The sequence below is a fragment of the Novosphingobium fluoreni genome, from assembly GCF_014196615.1.
GTDB lineage: Bacteria > Pseudomonadota > Alphaproteobacteria > Sphingomonadales > Sphingomonadaceae > Novosphingobium > Novosphingobium fluoreni.
This window is the reverse complement of the sequence record NZ_JACIDY010000003.1, coordinates 385,428-401,233: the sequence shown is the minus strand read 5'-3', so window position 1 is coordinate 401,233 and position 15,806 is coordinate 385,428. Positions and strand designations below refer to the sequence as shown.

The 15,806-nt window shown below is 66.2% G+C and carries 14 protein-coding genes; 10 read left to right on the top strand and 4 right to left on the bottom strand.

What is annotated here, in order from left to right; all coding sequences use genetic code 11:
• Nucleotides 1–61 precede the first annotated feature (61 nt).
• The 3 genes from chrA to GGR39_RS09060 all read left to right on the top strand — a co-directional run bounded on the left by chrA (nucleotide 62) and on the right by GGR39_RS09060 (nucleotide 2,753).
• Nucleotides 62–1,390: a chromate efflux transporter gene (gene chrA / locus GGR39_RS09070; protein ID WP_183616815.1), complete on the top strand. Its 1,329-nt coding sequence runs from the start codon at nucleotides 62–64 to the stop codon at nucleotides 1,388–1,390.
• A 290-nt stretch (nucleotides 1,391–1,680) separates the two neighbouring features.
• On the top strand, nucleotides 1,681–2,364 hold the full coding sequence (locus GGR39_RS09065; RefSeq protein ID WP_183616814.1) for a MerR family transcriptional regulator: 684 nt from the start codon (nucleotides 1,681–1,683) through the stop codon (nucleotides 2,362–2,364).
• Nucleotides 2,361–2,753, top strand: coding sequence for a PIN-like domain-containing protein (locus GGR39_RS09060; protein WP_183616813.1), 393 nt, complete (start codon nucleotides 2,361–2,363; stop codon nucleotides 2,751–2,753). Before GGR39_RS09065 ends, GGR39_RS09060 begins: the two co-directional genes overlap by 4 nt.
• A 188-nt stretch (nucleotides 2,754–2,941) precedes the next feature.
• On the opposite strand, the gene GGR39_RS09055 is transcribed toward GGR39_RS09060, so the two are convergent.
• The 4 genes from GGR39_RS09055 to GGR39_RS09040 form a co-directional block, all read right to left on the bottom strand.
• Complete coding sequence (locus tag GGR39_RS09055) at nucleotides 2,942–3,721, bottom strand: hydrolase 1, exosortase A system-associated (protein ID WP_183616812.1); 780 nt, start codon at nucleotides 3,719–3,721, stop codon at nucleotides 2,942–2,944.
• Between the two features lie 121 nt (nucleotides 3,722–3,842).
• Nucleotides 3,843–4,514, bottom strand: coding sequence for a hypothetical protein (locus GGR39_RS09050; protein WP_183616811.1), 672 nt, complete (start codon nucleotides 4,512–4,514; stop codon nucleotides 3,843–3,845).
• 69 nt (nucleotides 4,515–4,583) lie between these two features.
• On the bottom strand, nucleotides 4,584–4,847 hold the full coding sequence (locus GGR39_RS09045; protein ID WP_183616810.1) for a phosphopantetheine-binding protein: 264 nt from the start codon (nucleotides 4,845–4,847) through the stop codon (nucleotides 4,584–4,586).
• Between the two features lie 33 nt (nucleotides 4,848–4,880).
• Nucleotides 4,881–5,894: a GNAT family N-acetyltransferase gene (locus GGR39_RS09040; protein ID WP_183616809.1), complete on the bottom strand. Its 1,014-nt coding sequence runs from the start codon at nucleotides 5,892–5,894 to the stop codon at nucleotides 4,881–4,883.
• 28 nt (nucleotides 5,895–5,922) lie between these two features.
• Between GGR39_RS09040 and GGR39_RS09035 the strand changes: the two genes are divergently transcribed.
• From GGR39_RS09035 to GGR39_RS09005, 7 genes are all read left to right on the top strand, one after another.
• Nucleotides 5,923–7,434, top strand: coding sequence for an acyl-CoA ligase (AMP-forming), exosortase A system-associated (locus tag GGR39_RS09035; protein ID WP_183616808.1), 1,512 nt, complete (start codon nucleotides 5,923–5,925; stop codon nucleotides 7,432–7,434).
• Nucleotides 7,431–8,657: a pyridoxal-dependent decarboxylase, exosortase A system-associated gene (locus GGR39_RS09030; protein WP_183616807.1), complete on the top strand. Its 1,227-nt coding sequence runs from the start codon at nucleotides 7,431–7,433 to the stop codon at nucleotides 8,655–8,657. Before GGR39_RS09035 ends, GGR39_RS09030 begins: the two co-directional genes overlap by 4 nt.
• Before the next feature lie 878 nt (nucleotides 8,658–9,535).
• A complete protein-coding gene (locus tag GGR39_RS09025) occupies nucleotides 9,536–10,177 on the top strand; it encodes an XrtA/PEP-CTERM system exopolysaccharide export protein (RefSeq protein ID WP_058735976.1) in 642 nt (213 codons plus the stop codon).
• Between the two features lie 22 nt (nucleotides 10,178–10,199).
• Nucleotides 10,200–11,717 (top strand): XrtA system polysaccharide chain length determinant, encoded by a 1,518-nt coding sequence (locus tag GGR39_RS09020; protein WP_183616806.1) that lies wholly within the window; start codon nucleotides 10,200–10,202, stop codon nucleotides 11,715–11,717.
• Nucleotides 11,718–11,728: 11 nt separating this feature from the next.
• Nucleotides 11,729–12,856, top strand: coding sequence for a P-loop NTPase family protein (locus GGR39_RS09015; RefSeq protein ID WP_183616805.1), 1,128 nt, complete (start codon nucleotides 11,729–11,731; stop codon nucleotides 12,854–12,856).
• Nucleotides 12,857–12,861: 5 nt separating this feature from the next.
• Complete coding sequence (locus GGR39_RS09010; RefSeq protein WP_246388526.1) at nucleotides 12,862–14,580, top strand: preprotein translocase subunit YajC; 1,719 nt, start codon at nucleotides 12,862–12,864, stop codon at nucleotides 14,578–14,580.
• Between the two features lie 21 nt (nucleotides 14,581–14,601).
• Nucleotides 14,602–15,789, top strand: a complete 1,188-nt coding sequence (locus GGR39_RS09005; protein WP_183616803.1) for an XrtA/PEP-CTERM system-associated ATPase — start codon at nucleotides 14,602–14,604, stop codon at nucleotides 15,787–15,789.
• Nucleotides 15,790–15,806: the final 17 nt, after the last annotated feature.

The following is a 15,806-nucleotide window of genomic DNA, read 5'->3' as shown; positions in this document are numbered from 1 at the left end:
CGGGTACAGCCCAACACCCAAGCGTTGCCTTCTGTCGTCCGCCTTTGCGCGGATGCAAGGCATGAGGCGTTCCTTGGAACACGATACTCCCTATCACCCCCCATTTTCCGAACTGGTGCGCGTTTGCGCGCGGATCGGGTTTCTCAGCTTCGGCGGTCCGGCCGGGCAGATCGCCCTGATGCACCGCGAACTGGTGGACGAACGCCGCTGGGTGAGCGAGGCGCAGTATCTTCACGCGCTGAACTTCTGCCACCTCCTTCCCGGACCGGAAGCGCAGCAGCTGGCGACGTGGATCGGCTGGAAGCTGCACGGCGTGCGCGGTGGGCTGGTGGCGGGCCTGCTGTTCGTGCTGCCCGGCGCGCTGGTGATCCTGGCGCTGTCGATGCTGTATGCCTCCGCGGCGAAGCTGGGTTGGTTCGCCGCGCTGTTCCTGGGGATCAAGGCGGCGGTGCTGGCCGTGGTGGTGCAGGCCCTGCTGCGGATCGCCGGGCGGGCGCTGAACACCCGTTTTAAGAAGGCGCTGTCGGTAGTGGCATTCGTGGCGCTGTTCGTGTTCGACCTGCCGTTTCCGCTGGTGGTGCTGGGGGCAGGGGCGATCGGCATGGCGGTGGCGCGCGTCCGCCCTGATTGGCTGGCGCTGAAGGACAAGGGACCGGCCCCCGCCATCCAGGGCCGACCTTGGCGCACCAGCGCGAAAGCGGTGCTGGCCTGGGGCGCCATCTGGGCCTTGCCGCTGGCGCTGGTGTTCGTATGGTTGGGCAGCGACCACGTGCTGTGGCGCGTCGGCGTGTTCTTTTCCCAGCTGGCGGTCGTAACGTTCGGCGGGGCCTATTCCGTGCTGGCCTACATGGCGCAGGAGGCGGTGCAGAGCCACCACTGGCTGAGCGCGGGTGAGATGGCGGACGGGCTGGGCCTGGCGGAAACCACGCCCGGCCCGCTGATCATGGTGACGCAGTTCGTGGGCTATCTCGCCGCATTCCGCGCGCCTGCGCCGTTCACCCCGATGGTGGCGGGGATCCTGGGCGCGGGGCTGACCACCTGGGTCACCTTTGCGCCGTGCTTTCTGTGGATCTTCGCCTTCGCCCCGTGGATAGAGCGGCTGGAGCACGCCCGCACTCTCAGCGGCGGCCTGTCCGCGCTGACGTCCGCCGTAGTCGGCGTGATCGCCAACCTGAGCGTCTGGTTCACCCTGCACGTCCTGTTCGCGCGCGTGAACGAAGTGCGAGTGGGACCGGCGCGGCTCTACGATCCGGTCTGGTCCACGCTGGACTGGCGAGCCGCCGTACTGGCGATCCTGGCGGCGGCGCTGCTGTTCGTGGCACGGCTGAACCTGATCGCGGTCCTGGCGATTTCGGCTGCGGGCGGATTGATCCTGAGCGTCTTAGGCTGAACCCTGGGTGGGTGGACAAATTCCACCGTGGCGGATGGTTGGCTATCCGCCATTTCTTGCTGAAGCCGGAATTTTCGGACACGCCCGGTTGCGGACATACGACGGAACGCTTCCGGAGGGTCCCATTGGCCGGTAGCGAAATGACTGGTTACGACGAATGCAGGCGGATAGCTGGCACGTTCGAACGTCGCGAGGCGAACATCTGAGGTGCCACGTTCGCCAATCTGCGTGACACCTAGTTGCAACCAAAGCGCTTGGCGCTCGGCAAATGCTGGAGCTATACAACGGGCATGGAAATTGCTGAATTTGGCATAGGTGCATACACCGCCTTGGAGGCTGCCCGGATGGTCGGGATGAGCCCTGCTACGCTGCGCCGGTGGCTCGTAGGTTACGTGCATGATGGTCGTTCAGAGGAAGCCCTCTGGCACCCGCAATACACGCATCACGAGGAGGGCATTCTTCTCGGATTTCGTGACCTTATTGAAGCAAGAATAGTCAACGCACTGCGGGAGAAGCGCATCGGCCTCCCTACGATCAGAAAGTGCATTGAACGAGCTCGAAAGATTGTAGGCGACGAGCGCCCATTTTCGACGCAACAGTTCAAGACCGATGGAAAGACGATCTTTCTCGAAATTACCCGTAATCTCGACGAGCCAGTTTTCATCGATCTGCGCAAGAGCCAAGGTGTTTTCAAAAGGGTAGTCGAGCCTAGCTTGCAAGATTTGGATTTTGGTCCGACTGGTGCAGAGCGGTGGTGGTTGTTGCATGGCAAGAAGACTGTCGTGGCAGATCCTACCCGCTCATTTGGTCAACCGATCTTGGCTGACTATGGTATCTCCACTGCCCGAGTTATTGAGATTGTCGAGGCAGAAGGTTCAGTGGATCGCGCCGCGAAGATCTATGAGATTAAACCGCGCTTGATCCGTGACGCCATTGCCTACGAGGTCAGCATCGGCAATCGCAAAGCAGCGTGAAGCTTCTCGTCGATAACAACCTGCCTCCACGCCTTGCCCGGGGGCTCGGCGCATTTTTCGATGAAGAGCATATCGTCATCCACATCAAGGAGAAGTTTGGACGAGGTAACCTTTCTGACGAAGATTGGATAAAGCTACTCGGGCGGGAAGGGCACTGGTGCGTGCTAACCGCAGATCGCAACATTGCAAAGAAGCGTCCTTCTCGGCAGTTGTTCTTGGCCTGTGGCTTGATCGGCTTCTTTCCATCACCATCGGTTGCCAAATGGCCGATGGAGCGCCTCGCAGCACGACTCCTGACGCTTTGGCCGTCCCTCGTCAACCTGTCCGAATCGGTAAGTTCAGGCTGTTATGAGATCAGCGCGACGGGCGAACGATTGCGTGGTTTCTGACATTCATCGCTCGCATTTCCGCTTTCAAGCTCAGAGGAATTGCAGACGAATGGCAAGAACGGGCGCAAAGCAGTAATCGTCTGGAGGTCGCTGGAACATCTGCTCACCACCACTTTCGGCCGCTCGGTCTACCCTATGAACGTGCCGATAGCAGACTATCGTCGAGCCTTGAATTCATCCACGCCGCCTTAGGTCGTCTGCCCTAGCACTGCGAGCGTCTGGTCCAGCAGCCAGGTGCGGGCGTCGGCCTCGACGAAGCTGTGAGTCGCGTTGGGGCAGCGGCGGATGCGATCGTCGGCTTTGTCCCATGCGGACAGGAACGCGATGCCGGTGCGGTCACGCTCGGCAATCAGGAAGCGGACCGGGCCGGCAAAACCGGCGATCCCGGCGGCCATGTCCTGTGCCAGCGTGCTGGGCGCGGGGGCTGGCTTTGTGGCGGAGAGCAGGCTTTTTACCAGCGGACCGATCGCGACCTTGCCGCTGAGCAACCGCTTGATCGCGCCCAAGTCTTTCAGGCGATTGCGATAGTGGCTGCGCACCGCTTCGGGCGGGGCTTCTTCCGCCGCATCGCCTTCGAAGGTCCAGGGATTGCTTAGGACAAGGCCGTCGCATCCCGCGCCGCCTGACAGCATCAGCGCGCTGGCGGCATCGCAATTGCCCAGCGCCACGATGCGCGCGATGTGCGGCGCTTCGGCGCGGAACGCCTCGATCGCGGCGGCAAGATCGGGCGCGGCGGAGCGGAACTCCTCATTCACACCCTCGCTATCGCCGCATCCGCGCCGATCGAACCGCAGGACCGGATAGCCCGCCGCCGCGATCTGCGCTGCGAACTGGGCTTGTCCGGCCCAGGCTCCGGATCGGGTTTCATTGCCGCCGGTGACGATCAGCAGGCCGACTTTGCCGGGTGCGGAGTCCAGCGTGCCGACAAGCTGCGCGCTGCCGCAAGGGAATAGGAAGTGCCGCCTCATGCGGGGCTGCCCTGGGGGCTGAGGGAGCCTCCCCTGATCGCACAGAACGGAGGCGGGCACGTGGCAACCGGAGAGGGCGACATGACGCCCGGAGAGGGGCTCATGGCCAATGGGACGAAGGTCATGCCAGCGCCACCATCACCACCGCCGCCAGGGCATCGGCCTGCACCGCGCTATCGCCGGGTTCGGCGCGCAGCCACAGGCCGGAACCGCCGATCGTGTCTTGCGCGATTTCGATCGCCTTGTTCGCCACAGTGAGCGCTTCGAACTGGCGGACGAATTCCGCGCCCAGGCGATAACCGGCCAGCTCGATCCCTTCGGCGAGGGCCAGAGTCATCAAGCCCTCGCGCGTTTCCTCTCGCCCGGCTTCCCGCGCGGCGAGCGTGCGGGCGCGCAGCATCTGGCGCAGGATCGCCGGGGCCTTCGCCGGGGCATAGTGCAGGGCGGGCACGCCGGGCGGCGTCAGCAGGCAACCGCCCCGGATCGCCAGCACGTGCGTGGCCTCGAACAACCGCGCGGCAGCGGCCATCGCATCGGCCCAGTCCTGCGGTTCCAGCAGGTGAAGCGGCTGCAGGCTTTCGTTCGTGCCGGGCAGATCGGGCAGCAGCGTATCGATGCCGGCCTGGTCCAGCCGGCGCATCACTTCCACGGTGAAGCGGCGCAGGCGGTTGGCCTCGTCGAACAGTGCGGGGATCACCAGCAGGCGCCGGGCGCGGCCGTGATCGAAGGTCAGCGCATATTCCTGCGCCAGGCCGCCGCCGGGCAAGGGGCAGGACCAGGTGAGGGGGATCATGATGTCATGCCGGTCAGGCCAACGCGACGAACGTAAGCAGCAGGACTTCCAGGCGGAAGCTGGAGCCGCTCACGCCGTTTTGCGCTTGGCCTTGGCGAAGGCGAGAAGGCCGCCGTACGTTTCCAGCATCTCACCATCGATCTCGTCATCGTCGATCACGATGTCCAGCCGGTCTTCCAGCTCGGTCAGCAGACCCGCCACCGCCATGGAATCCAGTTCGGGCAAATGGCCGAACAGCCCGGTATCCTCGGTGAAATCGGAGGCCTGGTTCTGCTTCAGCCCCAGCACATCGGTCAGGATGCGGCGGAGCAGCAGATCGGTGTCGTCGGACATGGGCCTCTCGCTCTATTCTTTAACGGGCGCGCTCTAGCCGCGCTTCGCAAGTGCGGCAAGAGATCGCAGGGTTTTTCGCGCCAATACCGGCCAGTTCGCCGGTGCGGAGGGGCGCAGCACATCCAGCCGGTATCGCGGGCGCACCTGTTCCATCCAGTCACGCTTGTAGGGATCGTCCCCGGTGCCGAAGTCGATCAGGGTCACCTTGTCCGTATCGATCACGTGCTGAAACAACGCCGCGCTCAGCACCGAGCCGGGGGATAGCGGCCTGGCGCTTTCGCGATGGGCCAGTTTGTGGATGAAGGCGGTGCCGCCCTCCACCGTCCACATCTGGGCGGCGAGGGCAGGGCCTTGGCGATCGTCCGCCGCGTGGGCGACGGCGAGGCGCAGGCGGCCAGCAGCTCCTTCCGCCTCGGCAAAGGCGCGCAGGAACGCGGGTGAGCCTTCCTCCGGCTTCCAGCTTTCCGCATAGATGTCTTCGTAGGCCGCCCAGACGGCGGGATCGAAGTGTGTCAAAACTTGGGTGGCGACCTTGCCGGACTTGCGCTTCAGCGTGGTGCGTAGCTTGCCGGGGCGGCTGGCGATATAGGCGGCATAGTCCCGGCCCGAGAGGTTCAGGATGTGGTTCACGTCGCTCTGCTCCAGCGATGTGAGCCAGCCCGCCCCGCGAAACGCGGCACAGAGCGCCTGCGCATCGTCCTGCGGCAGGCCGGTGAGCGTGATGCGGCGGGCGCGGCGCTTCAGGTCTTGCGCCAGCGCGTCCAGCAGCGGCTCAGCGCCGGGCGAGGTGATCGGGCGAAAGCGAAAGGTGTACCAGTTCGATAGCTGCTCCAGGTGTCCACCGCAGCCGGCCAGCGCCAGCACCGCGTGCCCCGCGCCATTACGCGCCACCGCCAGCTTGGGCCGCAGATCGCAATGCTCGGCCAGCAGCTGCCACCACGCCAGCCGATCGAACGGCGCGGCCTGCGTTTCGGTACCGAGCAATCGTGCCAGCGCGGCATCGGATTGCACTTCCTTAAGATCGTCGTGATATTCGACGTTCACCACGTTGCTGCCGATCTCCGGAGTTTCCCTGATGCCCCCGCAGAGCCAGACGCTCGACCATCTCGCCGAGCGAGGAGAGGCCGCAGCGCCCGCACTCGTGCTGCGCGCGGAAACGCTTAACCACGAGACCTTAAGATCGCGTGTCGCTGTGTTGGCCGGTTGGCTGGCGCGGCAGGCAGCACCTGGCGCCCGCATCGCGACCTGGTCCGCGAAAGGCGAGCTGACGTGCCTGATGCCGCTGGCCGCCGCGCGGGCCGGGCTGGTGCATGTGCCGGTGAACCCGCTGCTCAAGCGCGCGCAAGTGGCGCATATCCTGGCCGATAGCGGTGCCACTCTGCTGATCGGCACGTCCGCGCGGCTCAAGACCCTGGAGCCGGGGGACGCGCCCACAGCCTGCGCCGTGATGGAGGAAGCCGCCGCGCTGGACGAAGCGAAAGCGCTGGGCCAGGCCCTGCCGCCGTCCTCGGGCGATCCGCAGGCGCTGGCGGCGATCCTTTACACCAGCGGCTCCACCGGGCGGCCCAAGGGTGTGATGCTCAGCCATGCGAACATGTGGCTGGGGGCGCAAAGCGTGGCGCAGTACCTGGGTCTGGCGGCGGATGACCGCACGCTGGCGGTGCTGCCGCTTTCGTTCGATTATGGGCAGAGCCAGTTGCTCAGCACCTGGTATGCCGGCGGCTGCGTGATCCCGCTGGACTACCTCGTCCCGCGTGACGTGATGAAGGCGGTGGAAAAACACGGCGTGACCACGCTGGCCGCCGTGCCGCCGCTCTGGGTGCAACTCACCGAGCTGGACTGGCCCGCCCAAAGCGCCGCCGACCTGCGCCGCCTGACCAACAGCGGCGGCGCGCTGACCGTCGATCTGGTGCGCCGCCTGCGGGCGCTGTTCCCCGCCGCGCGGCTGTTCCCGATGTACGGGCTGACGGAGGCGTTTCGCTCCACCTACCTCGATCCGGCGCTGGTCGATGCGCATCCCACATCGATGGGGCGCGCGATTCCCCATGCCGAGATCCTGGTGATCGACGACGCGGGCCATGTGGCGGCGGACAACGCGGAAGGCGAACTGGTGCATTGCGGCCCGCTGGTGGCGCAAGGTTACTGGCAGGATGCGCAGCGCACGGCGGAGCGGTTCAAGCCTGCCCCGGCGGCCTCGCAGTATGGCGGGATGGCGGTATGGTCGGGCGATCGCGTGCGGCGAGATGGCGACGGGTTGCTCTATTTCGTCGGGCGGCGCGATGCGATGATCAAGAGCGCGGGCAACCGCATCAGTCCGCAGGAAATCGAGGAGGCCGCATTGGCGACGGGTCTGGTGATGGAGGCGGTGGCGCTGGGCGTGCCGGACGAGCGGCTGGGGCACGCGGTGCATCTGGTGGCGCGCGCTGCTCCCGGCGTGGCCGATGCTCAGGAGGCGTTGCCCAAGCGCCTGGCGCAGGACCTGCCCAATTTCATGCAACCGCGCGTGATCCACTGGCGTGAAGCGATGCCGATCGGGCCCAACGGCAAGATCGATCGCACCGGCTTGTTTCAGGAGTTGGCGGCATGAAAGCGCTCGGGCCGATCCCGGCGGGATACGAAGCCGTGGGCGGCGTTCTGGCGGTGGCCGGTCGCCCGGTGACCGAATGGGTGGAGGAAGCGGGGCAAACGCCGCTGTTCCTCTATTCCGCAGACCTGATCCGGGCGCGCGTCGCGCACTTACGCGCGGCCATGCCTGAGCGGCTGGCGCTGCATTATGCGGTGAAGGCCAATCCGTTCCGCCCGGTGCTGGAGGTGTTCGCCGGTCTGGTCGACGGGTTCGATATCGCTTCAGGCGGAGAACTGGCGATCGTGCAGCAGGCGGGCCTGCCGTCCGCGCGCATCAGCTTCGCCGGACCCGGCAAGCGCGATCGAGAACTGGAAGCCGCCATCGCCGCGGGCGTGACGCTGAACCTCGAAAGCGAGGCCGAAGCGCACCGCGCGCTGACCATCGCCGACACTCTGGGCATGACGCCGCGCCTGGCGATCCGCGTAAACCCGTCGTTCGATCTCAAGGGCTCGGGGATGAAGATGGGCGGCGGCGCCAAGCCGTTCGGCCTGGATGCAGAGCGAGTGCCCGCCCTGGCGCGAGAGATCGTGGCGGCCGGCGCGGAGTGGCGCGGCTTCCACTTGTTCGCGGGCAGCCAGGCGCTGGACGCTGACGCCATCGCCGATACGCAGGCGCAGGCGATCGCACTGGCCACGCAACTGACGCGCGAGGCGGGCCTGCCCTTGCCGCATTGCAACCTGGGTGGCGGCATGGGCATCCCCTACTTCCCGGGCGACACGCCGGTCGATGCCGCGCATGTCGGCGAGCGGTTGGGCGCGCAGTTCGCCGCGCTGCCCGATGAATTGCGCGACACCGAATTCTGCCTGGAACTGGGCCGCTATCTGGTGGGCGAAGCCGGCGTGTACCTGACGCGGATCGTCGACCGCAAGGTCAGCCATGGCGAGGTGTTCCTGATCACCGACGGCGGCATGCACCACCAGCTGGCCGCCTCGGGCAACTTCGGCACCGTGGTGCGCCGCAACTACCCCGTCGCCATCGCCAACCGCTTCGGCGCGGAAGTAGCGGAAGAGGCCAGCGTCGTCGGCTGCCTGTGCACCCCGCTGGACCGCCTGGCCGACAAGGCCGGCTTCCCCCCCGCCGACGTAGGCGATCTCGTCGCCGTATTCTGCGCCGGAGCCTACGGCGCCAGCGCCAGCCCCTCGGCGTTCCTGGGCCAGGGCCCGGCATGCGAGATGCTGGTTTGAGGTGAGTTTTGGAGCAGGGGGACTGTTGGTGAAGGGGGCAATCGCCCGCGCCATGGCCACCCGCCAACCGCGCCGCTAATTACACGTCGCCCCGGACTCGATCCGGGGCCCCGCTACGTTTTTAGCACGACGGAAGAATTGGGATTCCGGGTCAAGCCCGGGATGACGTGAAGGAGGGGGTAGCGCCAACTTGCGGCCATCGATACTCGGTGTAGTCTCGCGGTCATGCGGTGTTTGTTACTTCCAGTTTTCATTGTCATTGGCGGATGCGCACCGCACACTGGCGACGATCTGGTCGATCGGGTGATCTTAAAGGTAGCGCCGTTTACATCCTGCGTCCGAGTTGGACAGACCAAGATCTTCAAAATCAGCGATGAACCGGGGCCGCCTGCATTACTGCTTCCGACGTCGTTCAATAACCGAGAGGCACGGTTGGCTGCCGCTCGCATAGCGATACGATGGCAAACAGCGAACGATGGCAACACTGCTTTTTTGGGGCGCGGTTCGCCCGATAACTGTCGTACCTTCATTGGCCATCCCGCTTATAGTGCCAATTTCGCGTTCGTGACATTCAGTGAGCCGGGTGGCACGCGCGGAGCATATTCCTTCCATTACCGCGAGGGAACGTGGCGTGAGGACGAGAGGGTAGCACGAGGCCATTGGTAAGCGACCGACTGCTCCCCGCCCCAAGACACCCAAACCCTCCTCAACCCACCTAACTCCCAATGCGCAGTTAACCCCCGCGTCCGGCATCGTCCCATCGCGGGACCGGGCCTAACTCCGCGGTTTCCCTAACCTAATATTCACCCTTTCAGCGGATAGCCGAGCGTGACTTTCTGCCGGCATTCCTGCGCGCCGGCGCAACACGGGACTTGTCCATGCCGAACCAACGCCTCGCCCGTCTCCTGGCTGGAAGCGCGATGGCCAGCCTTGCGCTGACTGGCTGTTCGACGGCGAACGGGCCGCAATTGCCGCCCGCTGCTTTCGTTTCGATGCAGGAGGGGCCGGGCGAGGAATACGTGATCGGCCCGCTGGACGAGCTGACGATCTTCGTGTGGCGCAACCCTGAGCTGGGCGCCAAGGTGCAGGTCCGTCCCGACGGGCGCATCACCACGCCGCTGATCACCGACATGCCCGCCGTGGGCAAGACGCCGTCGATGCTGGCCGAGGATGTCCGGCTGCAGCTGTCGCAGTATATCCAGGAGCCGCTGGTCTCGGTGATCGTCGACAAGTTTGCCGGCACGTTCAGCCAGCAGATCCGCGTGGTCGGCGCGACCGAGAAGCCCGCCTCCATCCCCTATCGCGCCAACATGACGCTGCTGGACGCCATGATCGCGGTGGGCGGCTTGTCCGAATACGCGGCAGGCAACAAGGCGCGGCTGATCCGCTTTGACCGGACCACCGGCAAGCAGACCGAATTCGCGCTGCGCCTGGGCGATCTCCTGAAGAAGGGCGAGAGCAAGGCCAACGTCATGCTCAGCCCCGGCGACGTGATCATCATCCCCGAAAGCATGTTCTGAGCGGCGCGGGGGAATAGGGACGATGGGCTCGATCTACGAAGAGGCGCTGGCGGCAATTCATTCCGTCTGGCATCGCAAATGGCTGGCGCTGGGCGTGGCCTGGGCGATCTGCCTGCTGGGCTGGCTCGTCGTCGCGCTGATCCCCAACAGCTACGAATCGCAGGCGCGGATCTTCATCCAGTTGGATGACGCGCTGGCCGAGCAGGTCGGCATCGGCGTGGCCGATCGCAAGCGTGACATCGAGCGTATCCGCCAGACGCTGACCAGCGCGGTCAATCTGGAGAAGGTGATCCGCTCCACGCAGCTGGGCGACCGCATCGAATCGCCCAAGGCGATGGAAGCGGCGGTGCTGAAGCTGGCCGAGAACATCAAGATCGTCAGCGAGCAGGACAACTTGTTCAACATCACCGCGATGTCGAACGACAGTTCCCTGTCCGACGCCGAGAACGCCAAGGTGGCTCAGGCGGTGGCGCAGAAGCTGATCGACATCTTCCGCGAGGAGAACCTGAACGGCAACCGGGGCGAGGTGACCGAGACGATCGACTTCGTGAACGGCCAGCTTGCCCAGCGCGAGAAGGAACTGGAAGCGGCAGAAACCAAGCGCCGCATCTTCGAGCAGGCGCACCCCGAGATGATTGCGGGCGGCGCGGCGGGGACGGCACGGCTCGATGCCGCGCGCAGCGAGTTGCGCGGCGTGGAGGCGGACCTGATCGCGGCACAGAGCGCGGCGGCGGCGATGAGCGGCCAGCTGGCGGGCACGCCACGCACGCTGGCCGGGGCAGGCGGCGGGGCGGCATCGTCGCTGGCGCGTGCTGAGGCCGATTTGTCATCGATGCGGGCGCGCGGGCTGACGGACAGTCATCCCGACGTGATCGCGGCGCGCAACCAGATCGCGGCGCTGAAGGGGCCGGCGGCGCAGGAAGCGGCCAGCGGCGGCGGCGTGCCGAACCCGGCGTACAGCTCGCTCGAATCGATGCGCGCCGATCGCCAGGCGACGGTGCAGGCGCTGTCATCCCGCCGCGCCGGGCTGCAGGCCGAGATTTCCCAGCTGACCGCCCAGGCGTTCGACAATCCCGAAGCCGCGGCCGAAGCGCAGAAGATCAACCGCGACTACTCGGTGCTGAAGGATCAGTACGACAAGCTGCTCCAGGACCGCGAAGAGCTGCGCCTGCGCGGTGAGATCAAGACCGAGCGCGAGGCGGTGAAGTTCGAAGTGGTCGACCCGCCGACGACGCCTCGCAAGCCGACTGCGCCCAACCGGCCGGTGCTGCTGCTGGGCGTGCTGGTGGTCGGCCTGGTCGGCGGCGCGGGTGCGGCGTTCGGCATGGGCAAGCTGCGCTCCACCTTCGCGACCACCGCCGGGCTGGAACGGACGACCGGCCTGCCGGTGCTGGGCGCGATCTCGCAGAACCTGACCGATACCGCCCGCCGCCTGCGCCGCAAGCGCCTGAAGCTCTGGTACGGCGGCACGGCGGCGCTGGGCGGTCTGTTCGTGATGCTGCTGGTGGTGGAATTCATCCAGCGCGGCATGGTGGCTTGAGGAACGGGACGATGGACCACAGCAAGATCCCCCTGCCGCATGGCGACGATCCCAAGCCCCACAGCGATTCGCTGATCGAGCGCGCGGCGGAACGGTTCGATTTCGCGCGCTACATCGCCGGCGGCAAGCCGGGCGCGGACAAGCCCCTGCCGCCCAGGCGCGAGCCGGTCCGCAAGGCGGCGAACGCTGCGCCCAAGCCGGTTGAGCCTGCGCACGCGCCGGTTGTGAACACCCCGGAAACTGCCTTCGAACCTGCACCCACCCCCGTTCGTGTCGAGCGTGGTCGAGACACGGCAGCGCCAGATCCCCGTATCTCCACTCCTCTCGATACCAACGGGGGAGAGGGGGACGGGATGAAGAGCGGAGAGCCGGTCGCGAAGGCGATGTCTCCCGCCATTTTCAACGGTGACCATCACGCCATCGACCGCGATCGCTTGCGGGAGACCGGGCTGATCGTGCCGGAAGGCTCGGTCACCGCGCTGCTGGAGGAGTTCCGCATCGTCAAGCGCCAGCTGCTGGTGCAGGCGAGCGAGCTGCGCCGTCAGAAGGCCGGATCGCGTGCGCAGCGTATCCTGATCAGCTCGCCGCATCCGGGCGAGGGCAAGACCTATTGCGCCACCAACCTGGCGCTGTCGATCGCGGCGGAGAAGGAGGGCGATGTCCTGCTGGTCGATGCCGATTTCGCCAAGCCTTCGGTGCTTTCGGCGCTGGGCTTGCCCGGCGGCCCCGGCCTGATGGACGCACTGATGGATGACAAGGCCGATGTCGCCGACTTCGTGCTGGGCACCGATATTCCCGGCCTGTGGGTGCTGCCCGCGGGGGACACCACCACCAACGACAGCGAGTTCCTGTCGTCCGCGCGCACCGAAAAGGTGCTGGAGCGGCTCACGCAAGGCGCGCCCGGCCGCATGGTGATCTTCGATTCGCCCCCGGTCCTGGCCGCATCCCCCGCGGCCGAGCTGGCCAAGTACGTCGGCCAGGCGGTGGTGATCGTGCGGGCCGACAGCACCGGGCAGGGCGCGCTGGAGGATACCGTCTCGCTCCTCTCTTCGTGCCCGAACATCCAGCTTCTGCTCAACGCCGCGCAGTTCAGCCCCAGCGGGCGCAGCTTCGGCACTTATTACGGATACAGGGAATGACCCCGATGGCCCGCCCCCTTCTGGTTTCGGCCGCCATGGCCGCGCTGATGCTGCCGATTGCCGCCCAGGCGCAATCGATCGGCTATGGTGATGTCAGCGGCACCGGCGGTGACGGGCCGGGAGCCGATGCGCCCGGTGACAGCGGCTCGTCCGCCAAGGCGCCGCGTGGCGGCAGCGGGCGCAACGGGCGTGGCGGCGGCAAGCAAGTGGTCGTCATCCCCTATGTCGAGCTGAACCAGATCGTGAATGCCGAGATTTCTCCCGGCAGTGACGTGCTGACCTACACCCAGGTGGTGGCCGGCGTGGATGCGGTCGTCGCCGGGCGGCGCAACGCGGTGGCGGCTTCGGTCCGCTATGAGCATCACTTCGGCTGGGGCAAGCGCGCGGGCGATGGCGATACCATCAGCGGCGTCGTCAACGGCTATACCACGCTGGCCCCTGGCCTGACCGTGCAGGGCGGTGCGTTGGCAACGCGCGCCAGCGGCGATCGCGGCGGGCTGGGCTTTGGCGGACGCGGCGTGGATCAGGGCACGACCAAGCTGTACTCGGTCTATGCCGGGCCGTCCTACGCCACGCAGGTGGGCGATGTCGGCGTCAGCGCCAATTATCGCGCGGGCTTCACCAAGGTGGATCAGGACCGCAATTTCGACAACGCCACGCTGGGCGCGTTCGACGTGTTCGACAAGAGCGTGGTCCAGATCGCCGACGTTTCGGCGATGATGGCGCCGGGCACCGCGCTGCCGGTGGGGATCGGTGCGGCGGGCAGCTTTTATCAAGAGGATATCTCCAACCTCGATCAGCGCGTGCGCGACGCGCAAGTGCGCGGCATCGTGACCGTGCCGATCAACCCCAACCTGCAGGCGACGGGCGCGTTGGGGTATGAAAACGTGCAGATCTCCAGCCGGGATGCGGTGCGCGATGCTGCGGGCCGCCCGGTGATCCGCAATGGCCGCTACGTCACCGATGACAGCGCCCCGCGCCAGATCGCCTACGACGTGGACGGCCTGATCTGGGACGTGGGCGTGATGTGGCGCCCCAGCCGCCGCACCTCGCTGACCGCGCATATCGGCCGCCGCTATGGCTCTACCAGCTTCAACGGCACGCTGACCTATGCGCCCAACGATCGCAGCGCGCTGAGCGTGGCGGTGTATGACAACGTGGCGGGCTTCGGCGGACAGGTGACGCGCCTGCTGGACCAGTTGCCCGATGATTTCGAAGCGGTGCGCGATCCGGTTTCGGGCGAACTGCGCGGCTGCGTATCCTCCTTGAACGGCAACAGCTGCCTGGCCGGTGCGCTCGGTTCGATCCGGTCAGCCACGTTCCGGGCACGCGGGATCGCCGCCAGCTACTCTATCAAGCTGGGCGCGTTGAACGCCGGCCTTGGCGCCGGGTATGATCGCCGCCGCTTCATCGCCGCGCGCGGCACCGTGCTGGCGCAGGCCAACGGCGTGGTGGACGAGAATTACTGGCTGGCGGCCTATCTTGGCGGGCGGATCGATCCGCAATCCGGCTGGGCCACCAATGCCTACGCGCAATGGCTGAAGAGCGATGACCTGTTGTTGACCGACATCACCAGCGTGGGCGCATCGGCCAGCTACTACCGCCTGCTCACCGCCCGCTTGCGCGCGACCGCCGCAGTGGGCATCGATGGCTCGCTGCAGCCCGCGCCGCTGGACGATGTCTGGACGGCATCGGCGCTGGTCGGCATGCGTTACAGCTTCTGATCGCCCAAGGAGACAAAGACGATGTTCGATGATTTCTACGGGCTGACCTCAAGGCCGTTCCAGCTCACCCCCGATCCGGCGTTCTATTTCGAGAGCCTGACGCATCGCAAGGCGCTGTCCTACTTGGGCTATGGCCTGGCGCAGGGTGAGGGCTTCGTGGTGATCACCGGCGAAGTGGGCGCGGGCAAGTCCACGCTGGTGGCGCACCTGATGGCGACGATCGACCCGGAGCGGCTGACCGCCGCGCACATCGTCACAAGCGCGCTGGACGGTGAGGAGATCGTCCACGTCATCGCCCACGCCTTCGGGCTGGAAGTGGAAGGGCATGACAAGGCCAGCGCGCTGGGCATGATCGAGCAGTTCCTGCAGGACGAGGCCCGCGCGGGCCGCCGCTGCCTGCTGATCGTGGACGAATCGCAGAACCTTGAGATCGGCGCGCTGGAAGAGCTGCGGATGCTCTCCAACTTCCAGCTGGGCTCTCACCCGCTGTTGCAGACCCTGCTGCTGGGCCAGCCGGAGTTTCGCGGCCTGCTGCTGGACAGCCCCGAGCTGGAGCAGTTGCGCCAGCGCGTGATCGCCACTCACCATCTGGAGGCGATGCAGCCGGACGAAGTTCAGCCTTATATCGAGCATCGCATGACGCGGTCGGGCTGGACCGGCAAGCCCAGCTTCGATGAGCGCCTGTTCGTGGAACTGCATTCCGCCACCGCCGGCATTCCCCGCCGTATAAACCAGGTGCTCAATCGCCTGCTGCTGCTGGGCGCGGTGGAACAGCGCCAGCACATCGACGTCGCCATGCTGGCCCAGGTGCTGGGCGATCTGAACGAGGACGGCACGATCACGCTGGTTTCACCCCAGCCTGCGCGCATAGAGCCGGCGGGCGTTACGGGTACGGCCTTCGCCCCGGCATCCACCGCGCAGGAGCATGAAAGCGCCATCGCCGCCGCCACGGCCGCGTTCGAGGCGGCCATTGCCGAGCGTGACGCCCAGATCCAGGAATTGCAGCACGCCGTGGTCGAACTGGCCAACACGGTCGAGGAGCGCGAGGAAAGCCGCCAGGCCGCCCATGCCGAGCTGCTCACCGCGATCGACCAGCAGATCGAGGCGCTCAACGCCCGCTTGTCCGAGCAGGACCGCACGATCCGCCACACGCTGACGATGATCATCGAGTGGATCGAAAGCGGCGATGCCGGCCGCGCCGCTGCCTGAGCATCCGGGAGCTAGAC